Source organism: Pandoraea anapnoica (assembly GCF_902459765.1).
GTDB lineage: Bacteria > Pseudomonadota > Gammaproteobacteria > Burkholderiales > Burkholderiaceae > Pandoraea > Pandoraea anapnoica.
Window position 1 is genome coordinate 43471 of sequence record NZ_CABPSP010000017.1, and the last position, 19616, is coordinate 63086.

Sequence of the window (19616 nt, forward strand, 5' to 3'; positions counted from 1 at the left end):
GGCGCGGCACCGCGGCACAAGCCCCCTAATATAGGTATGCCCATATGGGTTGTACTTTCCCTTTGGCGAAGTGTTTGTTTTGACGAGGGTTTTGCGCTATAATCACGCGTTTTCTGTCCGAACACTTCTGGATTCACAAGGATTTAATATGGTCGTTATCCGCCTGGCTCGCGGCGGCGCGAAGAAGCGCCCGTTCTACAACATCGTTGCAACCGACTCGCGTAACCGTCGCGATGGCCGCTTCATCGAGCGTATTGGCTTCTACAACCCGGTCGCTGCCGAAGGCACGGAAGGTCTGCGCATTGCTCAAGACCGTCTGACGTACTGGCAAGGCGTTGGCGCACAACTGTCGCCGACCGTGGCTCGTCTGATCAAGCAAGGCGCCAAGGCTGCTGCCTAAGCTTTCAGATAGTCGAGTGGTACGCATTGCTGTCGGTTTGCCGATGGCATGAGAATTGAACGGCGGTGCATGCTCCCGAGCAATCTGGGGCAAGCATCGCCGTGTGTTCGTCACAAGGTTGGATTGCATGGTTCGTTCCGCACGTGAGCGTGTACCGCTGAAAATCGGTGCAGAAGCGCGTCGCGCCTCCGGTATGCGCGCCGAGCAGGTGCTCGCCCCGGTAACCGAGGTGCCCGACGATCTAGTCGAGCTCGGTTATATCGGTGATGCCTACGGGATTCGCGGCTGGATCAAGGTGCAGCCGCACACGGGTGACGGCGAAGGCCTGTTATCTGCAGATTGCTGGTATTTCCGTCGCCCCGGCGAGTCGGCCTACACCAAGGCCAACGTGCTGCACAGTCGGGGGCATTCGGGAACGGTTGTCGCGCAATTGCGTGGCAGCGAGAGCCGGACAGCCGCCGAGGCGCTCAAGGGCCTTCAGGTCTGGGTGCCACGCAGTGCATTCCCGTCGGCCGGCGAAGACGAGTTTTACTGGGTCGACCTGATCGGCGCCCAGGTGACGAATTTGCAGGGTGAATCGCTCGGCAAGGTTGTCGGTTTGCTGGACAACGGCGTACACACCGTTTTGCGGGTGGTGTACGACGTACCGGCTACCGATGGCGATCCGGCGAAAACCGCTGAGCGGTTGATCCCGTTTGTTGGCCAGTACGTCCAGACCGTCGACACCGAGGCGGGACGCATTGTGGCTGACTGGGGTCTCGATTATTGAGATACCGATTGACCGCCTGGTCGTTATTGCGTCCGGGCACCTCTGGACGGAACCGGTCTGATGCAGTTTGACGTCGTCACGCTCTTTCCCGAGATGTTTCGGGCACTGACCGACTGGGGCGTCACCAGCCGGGCGCTTAAGCAGTCGCGCTACGGTCTGCGGTTTTGGAATCCGCGTGACTTCACGCATAACAATTACCGCACGATCGACGATCGCCCCTACGGCGGCGGTCCGGGCATGGTGATGCTGGCCAAGCCGCTGGATGATGCGATTGCTGCCGCAAAGGCCGCTCAGGCGCAAGCCGGTGTCCCGCGCGGTCGCGTGTTGCTGATGTCGCCGCAAGGTAAGCCGTTGACTCATCGCCGGGTGGTCGAGCTGCGCGAGCAGGAACAGGGCTTGATTCTGCTCTGCGGCCGTTATGAGGCAATCGATCAGCGCTTGATCGATCGTGTGGTCGATGAAGAAGTCAGCGTGGGCGATTTTGTGCTGTCGGGTGGGGAGTTGCCCGCCATGGCGCTGATGGATTCGCTGATCCGGCTGCTGCCGGGTGCGCTGAACGACGAACAGTCGGCAGAGCAAGACAGCTTCGTGAATGGCTTGCTGGATTGCCCGCACTACACGCGGCCTGAAGAATATGAAGGCGTGCGCGTACCCGATGTGCTGTTGGGCGGGCATCACGCAGAGATTGAAAAGTGGCGACGCCGTGAGGCGTTGGCCAATACCTGGCACAAGCGTCCCGATCTGATCGAGAGTGCGCGTGCCAACGGATTGCTCAGCCGTGCCGACGAGGCGTGGCTGACAAGCCTGCGGGCCGATACGTCGGCCAAGTAGGCAGCGGATGTCGTCATGGGGACGGCATTTGGTTTGAACCCATCCTCTGTCGGGGCCGGCTTGCCGGTATATAACGTCGACACGATGGCACAAGGAGTGGTAAATGAATCTGATCGCTAAGATCGAGCAAGAAGAAATCGCGCGTTTGACCGCGAACAAGACGATCCCCGAATTCGCCCCGGGCGACACCGTGATCGTTAACGTGAACGTGGTTGAAGGTACCCGCAAGCGTGTTCAGGCTTACGAAGGCGTCGTGATCGCCAAGCGTAACCGTGGTCTGAACTCGGGCTTCATCGTTCGTAAGATTTCGTCGGGTGAAGGCGTTGAGCGTACGTTCCAGACGTACTCGCCGCTGATCGCCAGCATCGAAGTCAAGCGTCGTGGTGACGTTCGTCGCGCTAAGCTGTACTACCTGCGTGAGCGTTCGGGCAAGTCGGCACGTATCAAGGAAAAGCTCACGTTCAAGAGCAAGACCGTCGCTGCTGCCGAGTAAGTCGGACGCCGCTGCGCCTGGCGACCTCGTGGCCGGGCGCAGCAAAGCCGCATGGAAAGAGCACCCCTCGGGGTGCTTTTTTCGTTTCAATGCGGCCCGCCGATTGGGATGCGGCGCTGCGTCATAACGACGGCATGCGGCGAATTACCGGGGGAATTGCATTTTCTTCGTGTGCACGCGCTTTGCGCATCCTCGCTAAAATAGCGATATTCTTCATCTCCAAAGGTCTACGTGGCGCCACCTCTCATCCTGCATCCCGAAGCCTTACCCATCGTCTCGACGGGGGAAGGGGAGCCGGTGCCGGCGGAGCGGTTGACCCCCTCAGCGTTACGTGACCGACTTGCCAGTCCGCCAATCTGGACGCCCGAGTCGGGTGTCGGCGATCTGGTATCCCCCGCGATGTTCACGCCACGAGCCGCAGCGGTGCTGGTGCCGTTGGTGATGCGCCCGCACGGCACCACCGTGTTGCTCACGAAGCGCACGCAGCATTTGAGTACGCACGCCGGACAAGTCAGTTTTCCAGGCGGGAGCCGTGAGCCCGACGATCCGACGCCGATTGCGACCGCGTTGCGCGAATCGCGCGAGGAAATCGGACTAGATGCAGGTGCAGTCGAGGTCATCGGCAGCTTGCCGGATTATGTGACGGGTACGGGGTTTCGCGTCGCGCCGGTCGTCGGCCTGGTCAAGCCGCCGTTCGATCTGGTCGCGGATACGGGCGAGGTGGACGAAATCTTCGAAGTGCCGCTCGATTTCCTGATGAATCCCGCACACCACCAGATTCGCGTTTTCAACTATCAGGTCGGTGAGCGTCGTTTTTATGCGATGCCCTATCCGAAGGCCGCGGGTGGCGAGTATTTCATCTGGGGCGCGACGGCGGGCATGCTCAGAAATTTCTACCAACTTCTGCGGGCCTAACCGCGGACCTAGCTGCGGACGCAATGCGAAAGTCGATTCGATTCTGCGCATTGCCTGCTTGAATTGACAGGCAAGTGCGTCGCGAAGGCACGCGGGGCGGGCATTTGCGAGAAGCTGTGCTATCGTTACACCATTCCGTCCGGTGATCTGATCGCACGCATGACATTCTTCTCGGTACTCCTCGCGCTGATCTTTGAGCAGGTGCGTGCCCTCTCCACGCAAAACCCGATCTACAACCTGATCCGCTCCCATGCGACCCATACGTCGCAGTCATTTGACGCCGGGCAGCCGCGACACGGTGTCCTCGCGTGGCTGGTCGTAGTGGTGCCATTCGTCCTGGTTGTCGGCATCGTCTATTACCTGCTCATGCGGGTCAATATTTTCCTTGGCTTCGCCTGGAACGTGCTTATCGTCTATCTGACGATGGGGTTTCGGCAGTTCAGCCACTATTTCACCGATATCCACGTTGCGCTGAATAACGACAACGTCAACGAAGCGCGCGAAATTCTGCGTCAATGGATTGGCATCGACACCGTCGATATGCCGGTGGACGAGATCGTGCGTCACACGCTGCTGCATGCTGTGATTGCCTCGCATCGTCACGTATTCGGTGTCTTTTTCTGGTTCCTGATGCCCGTGGGCCCCGCCGGAGCGGTGCTGTATCGTCTCGCGGAGTATCTCTCGCGCAGATGGACGGAAGCGGCACCGGATCGGAGCCCCGCCTTCGGTGCGTTTGCGCGCAAGGCGTTCTATGTGATCGATTGGGTGCCAGCGCGTCTGACGGCCATCGGGTTCGCGATTGTCGGTAACTTCGAAGATGCCATCTACGCGTGGCGTCACTATGCCAAGCAGTGGCCGAACGAGAACGAAGGTATTTTGCTGGCGGCAGGTAGCGGCGCGCTCGGCGCACGACTGACGGGCCCGCTCGCCGAGGTCTCCAGTGTCGACGCGCTCAACCAGGGAGATGACGCCGTTCTGCCGGTCGGCAGCGAATGCACACCGCGGACTTTGCAGGCAGCCGTCGGGCTGGTCTGGCGAGCCGTGCTGCTGTGGATGCTGTTGTTGCTTCTGCTCACGCTCGCCGTATGGTTGGGCTGATCAGGCTAATTGTGCTGACGTTTTGGCGCGAATCGCGATAGCGCAAAAGAAAACCCCGCCGAGGCGGGGTTTTTCGTTCCTGCGAGATACGACGCGCGTTGGCACACCGTCTCAATAAGGGATCTGTTGCACCGACTCGTGAACGAGTTGCGCATAGAGCGCGTGACGCTGACGAGAAATGCGCCCGTCCTCCACGGCCTCAAGAATCGCACAGCCCGGTTCTTTCAAGTGATGGCAATTGTAGAACCGGCACCCAGTGAGCAGTGGACGAAACTCGGGAAACGCTTGTTCAAGTGCACCTTCCTTCAGGTGATGCAACCCAAACTCCTGAAAGCCCGGTGAGTCGATCAGTAATCCGCCGTCGGGCAGATGGAAGATTCGCGTGAACGTCGTCGTGTGCTTGCCCGAGTTCAACACCGTAGAGATTTCGCGCGTCGCAGCGTCGGCATTGGGGACGACGAGGTTCACAAGACTCGACTTCCCCATGCCCGACTGACCAAGCAGCAACGACGACTGATGGGCCAGTCGCGGCAACAGAAGTGCGGTAGCGGCGTCGGGATCAGCGCGAACGGAGAGTTCAAGCACTTCGTAGCCAAGCTCGCGATACGGCGCAAGACGTTCCCGCGCGGCGGGCAGCGCCGCTGTGACGTCTGTCTTGTTCAACACGATAAGCGGACGCAATTCGTTCGCCTCGGCAGCGACAAGCGCGCGCCCGAGCAGGTCCTCGCTGAAATAGGGCTCGGTCGCCAGCATGATCACCAACTGGTCGATGTTGGCGGCAAACAGTTTGCTCTTGAACTGGTCCGAACGGTAGAGCAGGTTGCGACGCGGCAGAATCTCCTCGATGACACCCTGATCGCCCGTGCGTGCCCATGCCACCTCATCACCGACGGCGATCTCGCTCTTCTTGCCACGCGGGAAGCACAGCACCGTTTCCCCATCGTCGGCTTCGACAACGTAGTGGCGGCCGTGCGCTGCAGCAACGCGGCCGTGGCGTCGTTCCTGCGCGGTCGTCTCGACGGGCGCAGCCTTACCTTTCACGCCGCGCTTCATGCATGCCCCAGCAAACGGTCGATGCGTTGCGACGCGGGAGGATGCGAGTAGTAAAACGCTGTGTAGACGGGATCTGGCGTGAGCGTCGACGCGTTGTCCTGATACAGCTTCACGAGGGCGTTCACCAGATCGCCTGCTTGCGTTTGGCTCGCGGCGAAGGCGTCGGCCTCGAATTCATGCTTGCGCGACGTCAGGCTGTTCAGCGGGCTGGCAAAGAACCCGAATACGGGCAGCACAAGGAAGAAGAGAACAAGCGCGAGCGCATTGTTGCTGCCGGTCATCGACGGCATGACGCCCAGTTCGGTGTAGAACCACGTGCGTCCAATGAGCCAGCCAAGTAGCGCCAGAAAGGCAAGCGACAGCGCGAAAGCGACGACCAGGCGCTTGGTGATGTGACGACGCTTGAAGTGCCCCAGTTCGTGCGCCAGTACGGCTTCGATCTCGGCAGGGGAGAGACGCTCGATCAGCGTGTCGAAGAAGACGATGCGCTTGGCGCGGCCAAAGCCACTGAAATAGGCGTTGCCGTGCGCCGAACGCTTCGACCCGTCCATCACAAAAAGACCGCGAGCCGCAAAACCGCAACGCTGCATCAGCCCTTCGATGCGTTGCGCCAGTGAGGCATCGGACAACGGTTCGAATTTGTTGAATATCGGCGCGATCACGTGCGGGAAGATGAACTGGACGAACAAATTGAACGCGACCCACACGACCCACGTGTACACCCACCACAAGGGGCCGGCGCGATCCATCAGCCACAGCACGACGAACAGCAGCGGCAATCCCAGCGCCACACCCACGGCGGTGCCCTTGACCATATCCGCAATGAATAGCCCGAGCGACATACGGTTGAAGCCGAAACGTTGCTCGATGACGAACTGGCGAATGTAGGTGAAGGGCAGGTCGACGACGCCCGAGATGAGCAGCACGGCAGCGATCAGGGCGATTTGCCCGACGTAGCCTTCGCCGAGCCACTCGGAGATGCCGATGTGCAGTAGATTCAGGCCGCCGAGTAACGTAAAGGCGACTAGCAGCACCGCCTGCGCGAAGATCTCTGCCATGCCGAGGCGGGTGCGGGCGACGGTGTAATCGGCCGCGCGCTGATGATCGGTCAGCGTGATCGTATCGGCGAAGCGCTCGGGGACAGCGGCGCGATGGGCGACCACGTAACGGACCTGTCGGGCCGCCAGCCAGAGCTTGGTCATGACCATCGCCAGCAGGAAGATCACGAAGAGATAAGTAAACATGCGCTTTAGGGGAATCTGAAGTATGCGAGAATTATAAGTTCTTTCGACCGGCGGGGCGCCGTGCCGGTCGCCATCCGATGCGTTTTCCAGAGTCTTCCGATCATGTCCTCCATTCCATCCCAAAATCCCACGCCTGCCGACGCCGAGAAGACGCTCGCGCGCGCCGAATTCAATTTGGTCTGGCTCGACATGGAAATGACCGGTTTGCAGCCTGACAGCGACCGCATCATCGAAGTGGCGGTCGTCGTCACCGATTCGGCACTGACGCGTCGTATCGAGGGTCCGGTCTTCGCCATTCACCAGTCGGACGCCGTGCTCGACGGCATGGACGACTGGAACAAATCGACCCATGGCCGCTCGGGACTGATCGACCGCGTGAAGGCATCGCCTGTGGACGAGGCGTCCGCCGAGACGCAACTGATCGAGTTTCTGAACCAGTACGTGCCGCCGAACAAGTCGCCGATGTGCGGCAATTCGATTTGCCAGGATCGTCGTTTCATGGCGCGCTACATGCCCAAGCTCGAAGCGTTCTTCCACTACCGGAATCTGGACGTCAGCACGCTCAAGGAACTGTGCCGACGCTGGGAGCCCACGGTGTACAAGGGCTTCACCAAGCGTGCCGCGCATACGGCGCTGGCGGATATTCACGAGTCGATCGACGAACTCGTGTACTACCGTGAGCATTTCCTGAAGACAGCGGTGCCCGGCGCTTCGGCCTGATTTGCGCGGTATCCAAACACAAACGCCAGCGAATTCGCTGGCGTTTTGTTTTGACTCATGGAAAGAAGGGTTGCGGCCGCTACGGCAGGTCAAGCCGATCAAGCGGATTTTGGCGCTCGAATCGCGTTCTTGGGACGAAAAGCTTTGCAGACGGCTTCGTCCGTCTCGATATAGGGGCCGCCAATCAGATCGACGCAGTACGGCACGGCAGCAAAGATGCCGGGGACGATCGACTTGCCGTCGGCGTCGCGCAGACCTTCGAGCGTTTCCTTGATCGACTTTGGCTGGCCAGGGAGATTGACGATGAGCGCGGCATGATCCGCCGTCTCACGAATCACGGCGACCTGACGCGACAAAATTGCCGTCGGCACGAAGCGCAGGCTGATCTGGCGCATCTGCTCGCCAAATCCCGGCATTTCCTTGGTGCCCGCGCGCAAAGTCGCTTCCGGCGTGACGTCGCGGCGCGCCGGACCCGTGCCGCCAGTCGTGAGCACCAGATCGCACTGCATCGTGTCGACAAGTTCGATCAACGTCGCGGTGATGCCGTCGGCATCATCGGGGATCAGGCGTGTTTCGGTCACCCAAGGCGAGGTGAGCGCGCTGCCCAGCCAAGCCTGAAGGGCCGGAATGCCCTGATCCTCATAGGTGCCCTGGCTCGCCCGATCGCTGATCGAGACGAGACCCACGCGAAGTTCGTCCGGATGTGCGCGGGCGACCATCAATAATCCTCACGGGTTGGGAATTCCGGCAGATCGTTATCCGCATCGTCCGAAGTTTCGGACGCAGCCGATCCCGTCCCAAGCAAATCCTTGAGCACCTGGAACAGTTCGCGGAAGGCCTTGGGCGGCTTTTGCGTAGCCTGTTCGCGGCGCGCATTGCGAATGAGAGTGCGAAGCTGCTGGCCATCGGCATCCGGATGCTGGGTGAGTAGCTCGGTCAGTGCCTCGTCCTTGGCCAGCAGGCGTTCGCGCCAGCGTTCCAGGGCGTGCAGCTTGGCCGTTTCCGCCTTCGAGACGCCCTTGATCACGTCCAGCGCGCGTTGAATGGCCTCGATTTCCTGCTCGTCCAGCGTGCGCATTTGCTTGCCCACGTACTGCATTTGACGGCGTCGGCCTTCGTGGGCGGTGATCGTGCGGCAGTCCCGGACGGCGCGTTCGAGGTTTTCGGGCATCGGCACGCGGGCGAGCGCGTCCTTGGCCAGGTTGACCAGTTCTTCACCCAGATCCTGCAGGGCATGCGACTCGCGCTTGCGCTGGGATTTGCTCGGGCCTTCGTCGGAAAGCTCGCTGTGGGCGATACGGTTAAAGCGATGAATGTGCGTCATAACCGCTATTGTAACGCGACGCGCGGTGTCCAAATAGTTGCCGGACCTCCGCACGACGGCGCGCAACTCGCGCTAAGATGGCGGTTCCTATTTAGCCACTGACCGAATCGCGCCGATGTCCCAAGCGACCCAGCACTTCACGCATACCCAGGATCAACTCAAGGAAATCGTCAGCGACGTGTTGCAGTACGCCCGTTCGCTCGGCGCAACGGACGCTGCAGCGGAGATATCCGAGGGCGACGGCCTGTCGGTCTCGGTGCGGCGCGGCAAGGTCGAGACCATCGAACGCAATCGCGACAAGCTGGTCGGCGTGACGGTTTTCATCGGTCAGCGCCGCGGCAACGCAAGCACGTCCGATTTTTCCCGCAAGGCGCTGCACGACACGGTCGATGCGGCCTACAACATCGCCCGTTTCACGGCGGAAGACGACTGCGCAGGGCTTGCGGAGTCCGAACTGCTCGAGATGCACCCGCAGGACCTGTCCCTCTTCCATCCGTGGGATATCACCGCCGACGAAGCGGTCGAGCTGGCCCGTCGCGCCGAGAAAGCCGCGCTGGACGTCAGTCCGATGATCAAGAATTCCGAGGGCGCGGGTGTCTCCGCTCAGCATTCCCAATTCCTGCTCGGTACGACTCGCGGCTTCCTCGCCGGATATCCGTATTCGCGCCATTACCTGTCCGTTTCGCCTATCGCGGGTTCGGGCAGTCACATGCAGCGCGACGACTGGTATTCGTCGAAGCGCGCGGCAGGCGACCTGGCGTCGCCCGAGGCCGTAGGTCGATACGCTGCAGAGCGCGCACTGGCGCGCCTGCACGCCCGCAAGTTGTCGACGCGCAAGTGCGCGGTGCTGTTCGAAGCGCCGCTGGCGGCCGGACTGCTGGGCGCATTTGTGCAGGGCGTTAGTGGCGGTGCGCTGTATCGCAAGGCGACGTTCCTTGTCGATACCTTGGGTAAGCCGGTGTTTGCCGATCACGTCGGTATCCATGAAGACCCGCACGTGCCGCGCGCCATGGGCAGCGCACCGTACGACGAAGAGGGCGTGAAAACGCGTGCTCGCGACGTGGTCAGCGACGGCGTGGTGCAAGGCTACTTCCTGTCGACCTATTCGGCCCGCAAGCTCGGCATGCAGACCACCGGTAACGCGGGTGGCTCGCACAACCTGCGCATGTACAGCAAGCTCACGGCGCCGACGGACGACTTCCGCGCCATGTTGCGCAAGCTCGGCACCGGCCTGCTGGTGACCGAACTGATGGGGCAGGGCGTGAATTACGTGACGGGCGACTATTCGCGCGGCGCGTCCGGTTTCTGGGTCGAGAACGGCGAGATTCAGTACCCGGTCGAGGAAATCACGCTCGCAGGCAACCTGAACGACATGTTCCGACAGATCGTGGCCATCGGCGCAGACACGCTGGTGCGCGGCACGAAGGAGGTCGGGTCAATCCTGATTGAACAAATGACCATCGCCGGTCATTGATGCTGCCAAAGTCCGTTATGGCGCCACAAACGCGTTGCATTTGTGTGCCATTGCGGGGCAAATGCTCAATTATCGTGTCCGTCACAAGTAGTTTGCGATATGCTTAGGAGTTTTCTTAAGCCGTGGCTTAAGAACGGACACGGTAGTTAGGGTAATGGGCGCGCTCATAAGGCGCGCCTTCTCATAACTAGAGACTAGGTATTGGAGGAAGAAGACTCATGAAAAGCACCATGACCAAGTTGCTGAGCGCACTTGTCGCGACGGGGATGGTGGCTGCGGCCCACGCAGCCGATCTGAAGATCGGTGTGGCCGAAGCACTGTCGGGTGGCGCTGCGCAATACGGCGCGGCCATCAAGAACGGTTTCCAGCTTGCCGCTGACGAGATCAATGCCGCAGGTGGCATCAACGGCAACAAGCTCGTGCTTCAGATCGAAGACGAGCAGGGCAAGAAGGAAGAGGCGATCAACGTCTTCAAGAAGCTGATCTTCCAGGACAAGGTGCTCATGGTCTTCGGCCCGACGCTGTCGAACTCGGCGCAGGCAGCCGATCCGATCGCGCAAGCCGGCAAGACGGTCGCGTTCGGTACGTCCAACACGGCTGACGGCATTACCTCCATCGGCGATTTCATCTTCCGCAACTCGGTGACCGAAGCCGACGTGCTGCCGGAGACCATCAAGGTCGCGGCCAAGCACACCGGCATCAAGAAGGTTGCCGTGCTGTACGGTAACGACGATGTGTTCACCAAGAGCGGCTACGACAACTTCAAGAAGGCGCTCGAAGACCTGAAGATCCCGGTCACGACGACCGAAACGTTCGCTAAGGGCGACGTGGACTTCAAGGCGCAGCTCACGAAGATCAAGGCATCGAACCCGGACGCCATCGTGCTGTCGGCGCTGATCGCCGAAGGCGCACCGATCATGGTGCAAGCGCGTCAACTGGGTATCAATGTGCCGTTCATCGGCGGCAACGGCATGAACTCGGTCAAGATCTTCGATCTGGCCAAGGGCAGCTCGGACGGCCTGTGGGTGGGTAGCCCGTGGTCGATCGAGAACAACACGCCGGCCAACACGAAGTTCATCGCTGCCTACAAGGCGAAGTACAACGTGGCGCCGGATCAGTTCGCCGCACAGTCGTACGACGCGATGTACATCGCTGCCGGCGCGATCAAGAACGTGAAGATCTCCGGCAACCTCGATGCCGACCGCAAGGCACTGCGCGATGCGCTGCCGAAGGTCACGCATGATGGTGCGACCGGCAAGTTCGCGTTCCGTCAGGCAATGGGTAAGGGCGGCAAGCCGGCTGGCTACGATGCACAACAAGCGCCGATCGTCAGCGTGACGAAGGGCGGCAAGTACGTCATCGAGAAGTAAGCCCGGCAGTACTTGAAGAAGTCCGCATGGGCGTAGGGCCGAAAGGCGCTACGCCCATCGGCGTTTCTGGTACACGTCGCACCCCCTTGCGACGCGTGCCTCCGTCTCTCAGGCTGGAATACACACCATGCTGGAACAGCAACTCGTCAACGCGCTCTCCCTCGGGTGCGTGTACGCCTTGTTCGCGCTCGGGTTCACACTCGTGTTCGGCATCCTCGGCGTTATCAATCTCTCGCACGGCGCGGTCTTCATGGTCGGTGCCTACGCGGCACTGCAAGCCGTCGTGCATCTGCATCTGCCGCTGTGGGCGGCGATCGTGACGGCCGTGATCGTGTCGGGCTTACTCGGCCTGGTCATCGACGTGCTCGTGCTCAAACCGTTGCGCAAGCGCGGTGCACCTCACCTGATTCCGATGATTGCCACCATTGGCGTGGGCATTTTGCTCAACAACGGTGTGCAGGGCATCTTCGGTGCAGAGAATCTGCGTTTTCCGTACGACCTCGTCTCGCAGGACACCCTGACCGTGGCGGGCGTCCACATGACGGTGCTCGAACTTGCGATCATCTTCATTTCGTTCGCGCTGATGGCCGTACTCATCACCACGATCAAGAAGACGCAATTGGGACGTGCGCTGCGCGCAATCGCGGAGTCGCCGAAGGCGGCGTACCTGCTCGGCATCAACGTCGAAGGGCTGTTCCTCGCCACGTCGTTCGCGGCAGCGGGTCTGGGCGGTATGGCCGGTGTGCTGATCGGCCTGTACTCCAACGCCGTGTTCCCGCTCATGGGACAACCCATGCTGCACAAGGGCATTGCGGTGATCATTCTCGGCGGCATGGGCGATATTCGGGGCGCGATGATCGGCGGCTTGTTCCTCGGCTTTGCCGAAGTGTTGTCGGTGGCTTACATCGGCTCGAACATGCGCGACGCCGTGGCGTTCGGCCTCTTGTTCCTGATCCTGCTGGTGCGTCCGCAGGGGTTGTTCGGCAAAGTGCTCGAACGCAAAGCGTAATCACGGGGGCGCAATGGACTGGTTCAATAATTTCTGGGCGGTATATAGCAATCTGGTGCTGACTCTCGGCACCAATGCGCTGCTGGCCCTGTCGATCTATCTCACGCTCTCGTGCGGCATGCTGGCGATGGCCAACGCCGCGTTCATGGGAATCGGTGCGTACACCGCGGCATTGCTGACGATGAACTACGACACGCCGTTTGCGGTGTCGTTGGCAGGCGGCATGGCCGCGCCGGCGCTGGTTGCGTTCATCATCGGCAAGCCGACGCTGCGTCTGTCGGGGGTGTATCTGGCGATGGCGACGCTGGGTTTCGGCGAAGTCGTGCGCGTGCTCATCCTCAATACGGAAGATCTGACGGGCGGCGCGCTCGGTCTGAACGGCATTCCGCAACTCACGCAGTGGTGGCATGTGGCCGGCGCCGTCGTGATCGCGCTTGCCGTGCTGTGGCGTCTGCGTCGCTCCAAGGTGGGCCGTGCGTTTGAGGCGATCAAGGAAGACGAGACGGCCGCGGGGCTCATGGGCATCAACGTCACGGGTTACAAGATGCTGGCGTTCGTGCTCGGCGCGGTGCTGGCCGGTCTCGCCGGTGCCCTCAATGCGCACCTGACGTTCTTCATCGGACCGAATGAATTCGGTTTCGATCGCGGCGTCGAGATTCTGACGATGGCTATCCTGGGCGGTATCAACGGCCTTGTGGGGCCGGTGCTCGGCAGCACGATTCTGACGCTCTTGCCCGAATTGCTGCGCGCATTCAACGACTTCCGTCTGGTGGTCAACGGCCTGATTCTGGTGCTGATCGTGTTGTTCCTGCCCAAGGGCATCTGGGATCCGATGCGTTTTCGCCGTTGGTTCCGTGCCGGCAAGACGCGTTCGGCCTCTTCCACGTAAGCGGACGGGGAACACGACATGCTTAAGCTTTCCAATATTTCCAAGCGATTCGGCGGTCTGCACGTGCTGCAGGACGTCAACATCGAGGTGCCGCAGGGCACCATCTTCGGCCTGATCGGCCCGAACGGTGCGGGCAAGACGACCGTCTTCAACCTGATCACGGGATTGTTGCAGCCTACTGGCGGTAGCATCACGTTCAATGGTGAGAGTCTGGTCGGCGAAAAGCCGCACCGGATTACGCAGCGCGGTATTGCCCGCACGTTCCAGAACATTCGCATCTTCAAAGAGATGACGCTGATCGAGAACGTGGTAGTCGGCATGCACCGTCACCTCTCGTATGGTCCGGCGGGCTTGCTGCTTTCGCTGCCGGGCTTCCGCGATATGGAGAAGCGCTCTCGTGAGCGTGCCCACGAATTGCTGTCGTGGGTCAAGCTCGACCACAAGGCGTACGACATTGCCGACAATCTTTCGTACGGCGATCAGCGCAAGCTCGAACTGGCGCGTGCGCTGGCGACCGAGCCCAAGCTGCTGCTGCTCGACGAGCCCGTCGCGGGCATGAACACCGGCGAGAAAGTCGATCTCATGAGCGAGATCGAGAACATCAAGGCACGCGGTTACACGATCTTCATGATCGAGCACGACATGCGTTTCGTGATGGGCTTGTGCGAGCGTATTGCGGTGCTGAACTTCGGACGCATCATCGCCGAGGGCAAGCCGGACGAGATCAAGAATAACCCGCAAGTTATCGAAGCCTATTTGGGCCGCGATGACGACGACGATGTGGCTGCGTTGGCGGCTGGCGCGGAGGACAAGGCATGAGCGCGCTGCTCGAAGTGAAGGGCCTCAAAGTGGCCTATGGGCATATCGAGGCTGTAAAGGGCGTCGATTTTGCATTGCGCGAGCACGAAATCACCTCGCTCGTGGGCGCGAACGGCGCGGGTAAGTCCACCACGCTGCTGGCGTTGTCCGGCCTCATCAAGAAGCAGGCAGGCACGATTCTCTTCGAAGGTGAAGACATTGGCGGGCTGGCACCCAACAAGATCGTCCAGCGGGGGCTGGTGCAGGTGGCCGAGGGGCGTGCCACGCTCACCACGATGTCGGTTCGCGAGAACCTCGAACTCGGGGCCTACACGCGGCGCGACAAACAGAACGTGAAGCCCGATCTGGACAAGGTGCTGGAGCGTTTTCCGCGACTCGCCGAGCGGATCGACCAGATGGCCGGGAACCTGTCGGGTGGCGAGCAGCAGATGCTGGCAATCGGTCGTGCGTTGATGGCGCGCCCGAAACTTTTGCTGCTCGATGAACCGTCCATGGGGCTCGCGCCGATCATCGTCCAGGGGATTTTCGCCACGCTCAAAGAGATCAACGCTGACGGCCTGACGATCTTCCTGGTCGAGCAGAACGTGCGTCAGGCGCTGAAGATTGCGCAGCACGGCTATGTGCTGGAGACGGGCAAGGTCGTGCTCGAGGACACCGGCCGGAGTCTGCTGGGCAATCCGCGCGTGCTGGAGGCGTATCTGGGCGGTTGAGTGCCATGCAGCGGCGTCGTTGAAACGTACGTACGAACCATACACGCGTTTGAGATGAGACGCCGTCTGGCTACCAGGCGATGTGACGCTGACGGCGTCGACGGGGGATCTGCGGATGCCTTGTCGACGCCGATTTTTGTTGGTGGCCGATGTCGTGTATCGCGCGCTTAATGCGGACGGTACGGGCGCTGTCGCGGTCACAGATTGGCAGTCAGTCGGAATTGGTGCATGCTGCCCCTAATTGCCTGCGAGACGTCTGCGCGGCGTCGTCTTGGGAGATGCCTTACCGGCATCCTGTTCGGCAAAGCAAGAGGGATTCCATGGACGGTTTTCTGATGGAGCGTGCATCGCGTGGGCAACGGGCGTTTGCCGGCTGTCTGGCGATCGCCATCCTCGCTGCCTTGATACTCGCGGCACCGCAAGCCACGACTGTGCTGCCCGCAGTCGCGCCGTTCCTGCCGATGTGCGGGCTGACGGTGTTCACTACGGCCACCATTGTGGCGTACTTGCTCTACGGGCAGTTCCAGGTAGCGCGTCTGCCAGTCTTTGGCTTGCTGGCGGGGGCTTACGCCTTCACGGCGTTCACTGTCGCCATGCAGTTGCTCACCTTTCCGGGGCTCTTCGCGCCGGGCGGGTTATTCGGCGCAAGGCCAACGACCTCCGGGTGGATCTGGGTTTTCTGGCACGCGGGTTTTCCTACGCTCGTCCTGATCGCGATGATCTCGCGACGCCTGTTTGCTCCCCAATCCATCACGCAATTGCCCTCACCGGGTAAAGGTATCGGCATCTACGTCGGCATTCCGCTTGCCGTCGGCGTCCTGCTTTGTCTGGCGGCATTGAGCGTCCCCCTCCCACCCGCGCTTTCGCCTGCCACGTCCCCCGGCGATTTCTCCAGCGGCGGTGTCGGTATCGTGCTGCTGGCGCTGAACCTCGTTGCGCTGGGGGCCGTGCTGGGCATTGGCAGGTTGCGTACGGTACTCGACCTCTGGGTGGCGCTCGCTGTGCTCGCCTGCGTGACCGATACGGTGCTCAGTCTGATGAGCACGGTCCGCTTTTCACTAGGTTGGTATCTCGCGCGCTTTTTCAGTATGTCGGCACCGGGCCTGCTGGTCTGCGTGCTCGTGTGGGAAGTGACGCGGCTATATCGCGAACTCACCCGGGCGCACCTGCGCCTCATCGAATACAGCAATCGCGACGCGTTGACCGGCATCTATAACCGCCGGTATTTCAACGACCGATTCCCTAGCGATTACGAGCAGGCGCGCCGTGCGGGGCGACCGCTTTCGCTTCTGATGATCGACGTCGATCATTTCAAACGGTATAACGACGCCTATGGTCACCCGGTGGGCGATGAATGCCTTGAGCACGTCGCGCTCGCGCTGATGCGAGCGACGCATCGACCGGCCGATCTCGTCGCCCGCTACGGCGGCGAGGAGTTCGTTATCGTGCTGCCCGATACAGACGAGCGTGGCGCGCTGTTCGTGGCGACACGGGTCACTGAGAGCGTACGGGCGTTGACGAAGCCCAGCCCGGTGCCGCAAGGATGTGTAACCGTCAGTGTCGGATGCGCAACCCACGTACCGCAGCAGGGGAATGCCAAAGACACGCCTGACCGGTTGATTGCGATAGCGGATGAAGCACTCTACGCAGCCAAGCGTCTTGGCCGTGATCGTGTTCAGGTGGCGCAGGGATTGCCGTCAGATGGCGAGGACGTTGGCTGCGCGGCCGTCGATGCGCCGAGTGCCAACCTGAGTGCGTGAGTAGGTGTCTGAGCCGATCGGCACAGACACCGAAGCGAGTAGCGTCAGACGCGCTCGTAAGTCACGAACGAATAGTCGAAATCATTCGGCGCAGGGGAGTGATGCGTTTCGCGCGCCGTCTCGCGCCATTGGGCGGCGGGAAGGTCGGGGAAGTGCGCATCGCCCTCGAACGCTTTGGCGATCTCGGTTACGACGACCTTGTCTGCACTGGCAAGCGATTCTGCATACAGCTGCGCACCGCCGATCAGACAAATTTCCTCCACACCGACGCATAGCCGCATGGCATCCACCAGCGAGCCAGCGACTTCGCAGCCGTCGATTTTCAGGTCGGGATTGCGGGAAACCACAATATTGCGACGTCCGGGCAGCGGACGGCCGATCGAGTCGAACGTCTTGCGTCCCATGACGATGGGCTTGCCGAGCGTGGTTCGCTTGAAGTGCGCAAGGTCTTCCGGCAGACGCCACGGCAACTGATTGTCACGCCCGATCACGCCATTCTCGGCGCGGGCGACCACAAGCGTCAGAATCGTCATACGGCCACCGGCGCCTTGATGTGCGGATGCGCTTCGTATCCGGTGATATGGAAGTCCTCGAACTTGTAATCGAAGATCGAATCGGGCTTGCGCGCAATCTCCAGCTTCGGCAGCGGGAACGGCTCGCGCGCGAGCTGCGTCTGCACCTGTTCGAGGTGATTGTTGTACAGATGGCAGTCGCCACCGGTCCAGATGAAGTCGCCCACGTCCAGCCCTGTTTGCTGCGCCACCATGTGCGTCAACAATGCGTAGCTGGCGATGTTGAACGGCACCCCAAGGAAGATGTCCGCACTACGCTGATAGAGTTGGCAGGACAATTTGCCGTCGGCAACGTAGAACTGGAAGAACGCATGGCACGGTGGCAGCGCCATACGCGGAATCTCGCCGACGTTCCATGCGGACACGATCAGGCGGCGCGAGTCCGGTGTCGAGCGGATCTGGTCCACGATCTGCGTAATCTGGTCGATGTGACCGCCATCGGGTGTCGGCCACGAGCGCCATTGCGCGCCATAGACGGGGCCGAGTTCCCCCTCGGCATCCGCCCATTCGTTCCAGATGGAAACGCCGTTTTCCTGCAAATAGCGCACGTTGGTGCTGCCTTGCAGGAACCACAGCAGTTCGTGCACGATCGATTTGATGTGCACTTTTTTCGTGGTGACGAGCGGGAACCCTTCCTGCAGGTCGAAGCGCATCTGGTAGCCGAACACCGAGCGCGTGCCCGTGCCCGTGCGATCAGTCTTGTCTGTGCCATGTTCGAGTACATGGCGCATGAAGTCTAGGTACTGTTTCATAGGCCCATCCGTTTTGCGGGATTTTACCAGCCTCCGAGTGACGTGGTACTTGCCAGCCGTCAGACGGTGGCCTGAGCGGAGGCGAATGCCACCGGATGTTGCACCGTCAGGCGCAGTCCGACACGGTCGCCGGCCTCGTGCGCCAGTTCTCCGTCGACTCGCGCGACCACTTCGATGCCGGACGCGAGGCGCAGTGTGTACAACTGATCGGCCCCGCGAAATGCACGACGTACGAGTGTGGCTTCGAACGGACTGGCGGGGTCGTGGGCAATGTCGTCTGCGCGAAGCAGGACGTCGACACTTACGGGATAGGAATCGCGGGCGGCGCTCCGGATCAGCCTGTCGGCGAGCGTGGGCGAGACGGAGATTTCTCCGATTTCGAGCGAGATGCCCCCGCCATCGGCGTTGCCCCGGAAGGTGCCGGGAATGAGCGCGCCGCGCCCGATAAAGTCTGCGACGACGCGGTTGGCCGGGGACCGCCAAAGCTCACGTGCTGCAGACCACTGCGCGATGCCACCCGCGTGCATGACGCCAATGCGGTCGGCCATCGCGAAGGCTTCGTGCTGATCGTGCGTGACGAGAATCGCCGTCGCGCCGCTGGCACGAATGATCTCCCGAACCTCTACGGCCAGACGCTCGCGCAGGTCGAGATCGAGGTTCGAGAAGGGCTCGTCGAGGAGCAGCAGCGCTGGCGCGGGCGCGAGGGCACGGGCAAGTGCGACGCGTTGTTGTTGACCGCCAGATAGTTCATGGGGATATTTCTTTAACGCGCCCGCCAGACCGACCCGCTCGGCCAGCATCTCGACGCGATTCTGACGTTCCACCCGCGCCATGCGGCTAATGCCAAAGCCGATATTTTGCGCGACGTTCAGGTGCGGAAACAACGCATAGTCCTGGAACACCACGCCGACGTGACGCCGCTCAGGCGGCTCGCTCAACTGCGCGTTGGCGACTTCGTGGCCGTCAAGCACGATCCGCCCGCCGGCGAGCGGTTCGAAACCGCACACCGCACGCAGCACCGTCGTCTTACCGCATCCCGACGGACCCAGCAGGCAGCCGATCTCACCGCGAGCCAAGGACAGCGACAGATCGCGGACTGCGATATGCGTCTGGCCGGTGGTGTCGTAACTAACGGAGATGTGGTCGAGCAGCAGGTAAGGCAGTGGCATTGGCGTCGGAACGAACGTAGGTCGGGATGAGGTCGCGGGGAAAGTCAGGTAAGCGAACGGCGGCTTTGCGCAAAGCGCGGGCACTTTACGTGAGTGGCCGCGTCAGAGTCGCAGTTGCGAATGCGTATAATTTACAACGTATTTGCAATGCGTTAGACCGGAGAATACCTCGCGGTTCCCTCAGGCAATACGTAGTTTGAGTCGTCTGAGGCTTGAGGACGATGGCCGACGAGGTAGATTCGTTT

Annotated in this window: 21 protein-coding genes; 14 read left to right on the forward strand and 7 right to left on the reverse strand. The window is 61.1% G+C overall.

Annotated features, from left to right (window positions below):
• Positions 1 to 148: 148 nt before the first annotated feature.
• The 6 genes from rpsP to PAN31117_RS23370 all read left to right on the forward strand — a co-directional run bounded on the left by rpsP (position 149) and on the right by PAN31117_RS23370 (position 4506).
• Positions 149 to 400, forward strand: coding sequence for a 30S ribosomal protein S16 (gene rpsP, locus PAN31117_RS23345; protein WP_017234865.1), 252 nt, complete (start codon positions 149 to 151; stop codon positions 398 to 400).
• Between the two features lie 127 nt (positions 401 to 527).
• Positions 528 to 1169, forward strand: coding sequence for a ribosome maturation factor RimM (rimM, locus tag PAN31117_RS23350; RefSeq protein WP_246189234.1), 642 nt, complete (start codon positions 528 to 530; stop codon positions 1167 to 1169).
• A gap of 60 nt (positions 1170 to 1229) precedes the next feature.
• Complete coding sequence (gene trmD / locus PAN31117_RS23355) at positions 1230 to 2000, forward strand: tRNA (guanosine(37)-N1)-methyltransferase TrmD (protein WP_039399442.1); 771 nt, start codon at positions 1230 to 1232, stop codon at positions 1998 to 2000.
• Between the two features lie 103 nt (positions 2001 to 2103).
• Entirely contained in the window at positions 2104 to 2493 is a 390-nt protein-coding gene (rplS, locus tag PAN31117_RS23360) for a 50S ribosomal protein L19 (RefSeq protein WP_039399440.1), read from the forward strand.
• 231 nt (positions 2494 to 2724) lie between these two features.
• Complete coding sequence (locus tag PAN31117_RS23365; RefSeq protein WP_246189235.1) at positions 2725 to 3408, forward strand: CoA pyrophosphatase; 684 nt, start codon at positions 2725 to 2727, stop codon at positions 3406 to 3408.
• A gap of 159 nt (positions 3409 to 3567) precedes the next feature.
• Positions 3568 to 4506 (forward strand): CobD/CbiB family protein, encoded by a 939-nt coding sequence (locus PAN31117_RS23370; RefSeq protein ID WP_150740395.1) that lies wholly within the window; start codon positions 3568 to 3570, stop codon positions 4504 to 4506.
• 111 nt (positions 4507 to 4617) lie between these two features.
• On the opposite strand, the gene rsgA is transcribed toward PAN31117_RS23370, so the two are convergent.
• Both rsgA and PAN31117_RS23380 read right to left on the reverse strand, forming a co-directional pair.
• Positions 4618 to 5559 carry a ribosome small subunit-dependent GTPase A gene (gene rsgA / locus PAN31117_RS23375; protein ID WP_150740324.1) on the reverse strand — a complete coding sequence of 314 codons (942 nt, stop codon included), beginning with the start codon at positions 5557 to 5559 and terminating at the stop codon, positions 4618 to 4620.
• A complete protein-coding gene (locus PAN31117_RS23380) occupies positions 5556 to 6803 on the reverse strand; it encodes a M48 family metallopeptidase (RefSeq protein ID WP_150740325.1) in 1248 nt (415 codons plus the stop codon). Before PAN31117_RS23380 ends, rsgA begins: the two co-directional genes overlap by 4 nt.
• A gap of 102 nt (positions 6804 to 6905) precedes the next feature.
• On the opposite strand from PAN31117_RS23380, the gene orn reads away from it, so the two are divergent.
• Entirely contained in the window at positions 6906 to 7523 is a 618-nt protein-coding gene (gene orn, locus PAN31117_RS23385; RefSeq protein ID WP_150664745.1) for an oligoribonuclease, read from the forward strand.
• A 98-nt stretch (positions 7524 to 7621) separates the two neighbouring features.
• Here the strand turns inward: orn and mog are convergent, their stop codons facing one another.
• The gene (mog, locus tag PAN31117_RS23390; protein ID WP_150740326.1) at positions 7622 to 8242 is read right to left on the reverse strand and encodes a molybdopterin adenylyltransferase; all 621 of its coding nucleotides are present in this window, start codon (positions 8240 to 8242) and stop codon (positions 7622 to 7624) included.
• Positions 8242 to 8847 (reverse strand): ribosome biogenesis factor YjgA, encoded by a 606-nt coding sequence (yjgA, locus tag PAN31117_RS23395; RefSeq protein WP_150740396.1) that lies wholly within the window; start codon positions 8845 to 8847, stop codon positions 8242 to 8244. The genes mog and yjgA overlap by 1 nt, the downstream gene beginning before the upstream one ends.
• A gap of 115 nt (positions 8848 to 8962) precedes the next feature.
• Between yjgA and pmbA the strand changes: the two genes are divergently transcribed.
• From pmbA to PAN31117_RS23430, 7 genes are all read left to right on the forward strand, one after another.
• A complete protein-coding gene (gene pmbA / locus PAN31117_RS23400; RefSeq protein WP_150740327.1) occupies positions 8963 to 10321 on the forward strand; it encodes a metalloprotease PmbA in 1359 nt (452 codons plus the stop codon).
• Between the two features lie 218 nt (positions 10322 to 10539).
• Positions 10540 to 11691, forward strand: a complete 1152-nt coding sequence (locus PAN31117_RS23405) for an ABC transporter substrate-binding protein (protein WP_150576665.1) — start codon at positions 10540 to 10542, stop codon at positions 11689 to 11691.
• Positions 11692 to 11818: 127 nt separating this feature from the next.
• On the forward strand, positions 11819 to 12700 hold the full coding sequence (locus tag PAN31117_RS23410) for a branched-chain amino acid ABC transporter permease (RefSeq protein WP_039399422.1): 882 nt from the start codon (positions 11819 to 11821) through the stop codon (positions 12698 to 12700).
• Between the two features lie 13 nt (positions 12701 to 12713).
• On the forward strand, positions 12714 to 13589 hold the full coding sequence (locus PAN31117_RS23415; protein WP_150576667.1) for a branched-chain amino acid ABC transporter permease: 876 nt from the start codon (positions 12714 to 12716) through the stop codon (positions 13587 to 13589).
• 18 nt (positions 13590 to 13607) lie between these two features.
• The gene (locus PAN31117_RS23420; protein ID WP_150664750.1) at positions 13608 to 14408 is read left to right on the forward strand and encodes an ABC transporter ATP-binding protein; all 801 of its coding nucleotides are present in this window, start codon (positions 13608 to 13610) and stop codon (positions 14406 to 14408) included.
• Entirely contained in the window at positions 14405 to 15118 is a 714-nt protein-coding gene (locus PAN31117_RS23425) for an ABC transporter ATP-binding protein (protein WP_150740328.1), read from the forward strand. Before PAN31117_RS23420 ends, PAN31117_RS23425 begins: the two co-directional genes overlap by 4 nt.
• A gap of 320 nt (positions 15119 to 15438) precedes the next feature.
• The gene (locus PAN31117_RS23430; RefSeq protein ID WP_150740329.1) at positions 15439 to 16878 is read left to right on the forward strand and encodes a sensor domain-containing diguanylate cyclase; all 1440 of its coding nucleotides are present in this window, start codon (positions 15439 to 15441) and stop codon (positions 16876 to 16878) included.
• 44 nt (positions 16879 to 16922) lie between these two features.
• On the opposite strand, the gene PAN31117_RS23435 is transcribed toward PAN31117_RS23430, so the two are convergent.
• The 3 genes from PAN31117_RS23435 to PAN31117_RS23445 are packed head-to-tail and all read right to left on the reverse strand — an operon-like array spanning position 16923 to position 19371.
• Positions 16923 to 17411 carry a dihydrofolate reductase gene (locus PAN31117_RS23435; protein ID WP_039399412.1) on the reverse strand — a complete coding sequence of 163 codons (489 nt, stop codon included), beginning with the start codon at positions 17409 to 17411 and terminating at the stop codon, positions 16923 to 16925.
• On the reverse strand, positions 17408 to 18202 hold the full coding sequence (locus PAN31117_RS23440) for a thymidylate synthase (protein WP_150740330.1): 795 nt from the start codon (positions 18200 to 18202) through the stop codon (positions 17408 to 17410). The genes PAN31117_RS23435 and PAN31117_RS23440 overlap by 4 nt, the downstream gene beginning before the upstream one ends.
• A gap of 59 nt (positions 18203 to 18261) precedes the next feature.
• Positions 18262 to 19371 carry an ABC transporter ATP-binding protein gene (locus PAN31117_RS23445; protein WP_150740331.1) on the reverse strand — a complete coding sequence of 370 codons (1110 nt, stop codon included), beginning with the start codon at positions 19369 to 19371 and terminating at the stop codon, positions 18262 to 18264.
• Positions 19372 to 19616: the final 245 nt, after the last annotated feature.

What these genes read in the sequence shown, in the direction of transcription:
- rpsP (WP_017234865.1), top strand. Translation starts at nt 149, where the DNA reads ATGGTCGTTATCCGCCTGGCTCGCGGCGGCGCGAAGAAGCGCCCGTTC.
- rimM (WP_246189234.1), top strand. Translation starts at nt 528, where the DNA reads ATGGTTCGTTCCGCACGTGAGCGTGTACCGCTGAAAATCGGTGCAGAA.
- trmD (WP_039399442.1), top strand. Translation starts at nt 1,230, where the DNA reads ATGCAGTTTGACGTCGTCACGCTCTTTCCCGAGATGTTTCGGGCACTG.
- rplS (WP_039399440.1), top strand. Translation starts at nt 2,104, where the DNA reads ATGAATCTGATCGCTAAGATCGAGCAAGAAGAAATCGCGCGTTTGACC.
- PAN31117_RS23370 (WP_150740395.1), top strand. Translation starts at nt 3,568, where the DNA reads ATGACATTCTTCTCGGTACTCCTCGCGCTGATCTTTGAGCAGGTGCGT.
- rsgA (WP_150740324.1), bottom strand. Translation starts at nt 5,559, where the DNA reads ATGAAGCGCGGCGTGAAAGGTAAGGCTGCGCCCGTCGAGACGACCGCG.
- PAN31117_RS23380 (WP_150740325.1), bottom strand. Translation starts at nt 6,803, where the DNA reads ATGTTTACTTATCTCTTCGTGATCTTCCTGCTGGCGATGGTCATGACC.
- orn (WP_150664745.1), top strand. Translation starts at nt 6,906, where the DNA reads ATGTCCTCCATTCCATCCCAAAATCCCACGCCTGCCGACGCCGAGAAG.
- mog (WP_150740326.1), bottom strand. Translation starts at nt 8,242, where the DNA reads ATGGTCGCCCGCGCACATCCGGACGAACTTCGCGTGGGTCTCGTCTCG.
- yjgA (WP_150740396.1), bottom strand. Translation starts at nt 8,847, where the DNA reads ATGACGCACATTCATCGCTTTAACCGTATCGCCCACAGCGAGCTTTCC.
- pmbA (WP_150740327.1), top strand. Translation starts at nt 8,963, where the DNA reads ATGTCCCAAGCGACCCAGCACTTCACGCATACCCAGGATCAACTCAAG.
- PAN31117_RS23405 (WP_150576665.1), top strand. Translation starts at nt 10,540, where the DNA reads ATGAAAAGCACCATGACCAAGTTGCTGAGCGCACTTGTCGCGACGGGG.
- PAN31117_RS23410 (WP_039399422.1), top strand. Translation starts at nt 11,819, where the DNA reads ATGCTGGAACAGCAACTCGTCAACGCGCTCTCCCTCGGGTGCGTGTAC.
- PAN31117_RS23415 (WP_150576667.1), top strand. Translation starts at nt 12,714, where the DNA reads ATGGACTGGTTCAATAATTTCTGGGCGGTATATAGCAATCTGGTGCTG.
- PAN31117_RS23420 (WP_150664750.1), top strand. Translation starts at nt 13,608, where the DNA reads ATGCTTAAGCTTTCCAATATTTCCAAGCGATTCGGCGGTCTGCACGTG.
- PAN31117_RS23425 (WP_150740328.1), top strand. Translation starts at nt 14,405, where the DNA reads ATGAGCGCGCTGCTCGAAGTGAAGGGCCTCAAAGTGGCCTATGGGCAT.
- PAN31117_RS23430 (WP_150740329.1), top strand. Translation starts at nt 15,439, where the DNA reads ATGGACGGTTTTCTGATGGAGCGTGCATCGCGTGGGCAACGGGCGTTT.
- PAN31117_RS23435 (WP_039399412.1), bottom strand. Translation starts at nt 17,411, where the DNA reads ATGACGATTCTGACGCTTGTGGTCGCCCGCGCCGAGAATGGCGTGATC.
- PAN31117_RS23440 (WP_150740330.1), bottom strand. Translation starts at nt 18,202, where the DNA reads ATGAAACAGTACCTAGACTTCATGCGCCATGTACTCGAACATGGCACA.
- PAN31117_RS23445 (WP_150740331.1), bottom strand. Translation starts at nt 19,371, where the DNA reads ATGCCACTGCCTTACCTGCTGCTCGACCACATCTCCGTTAGTTACGAC.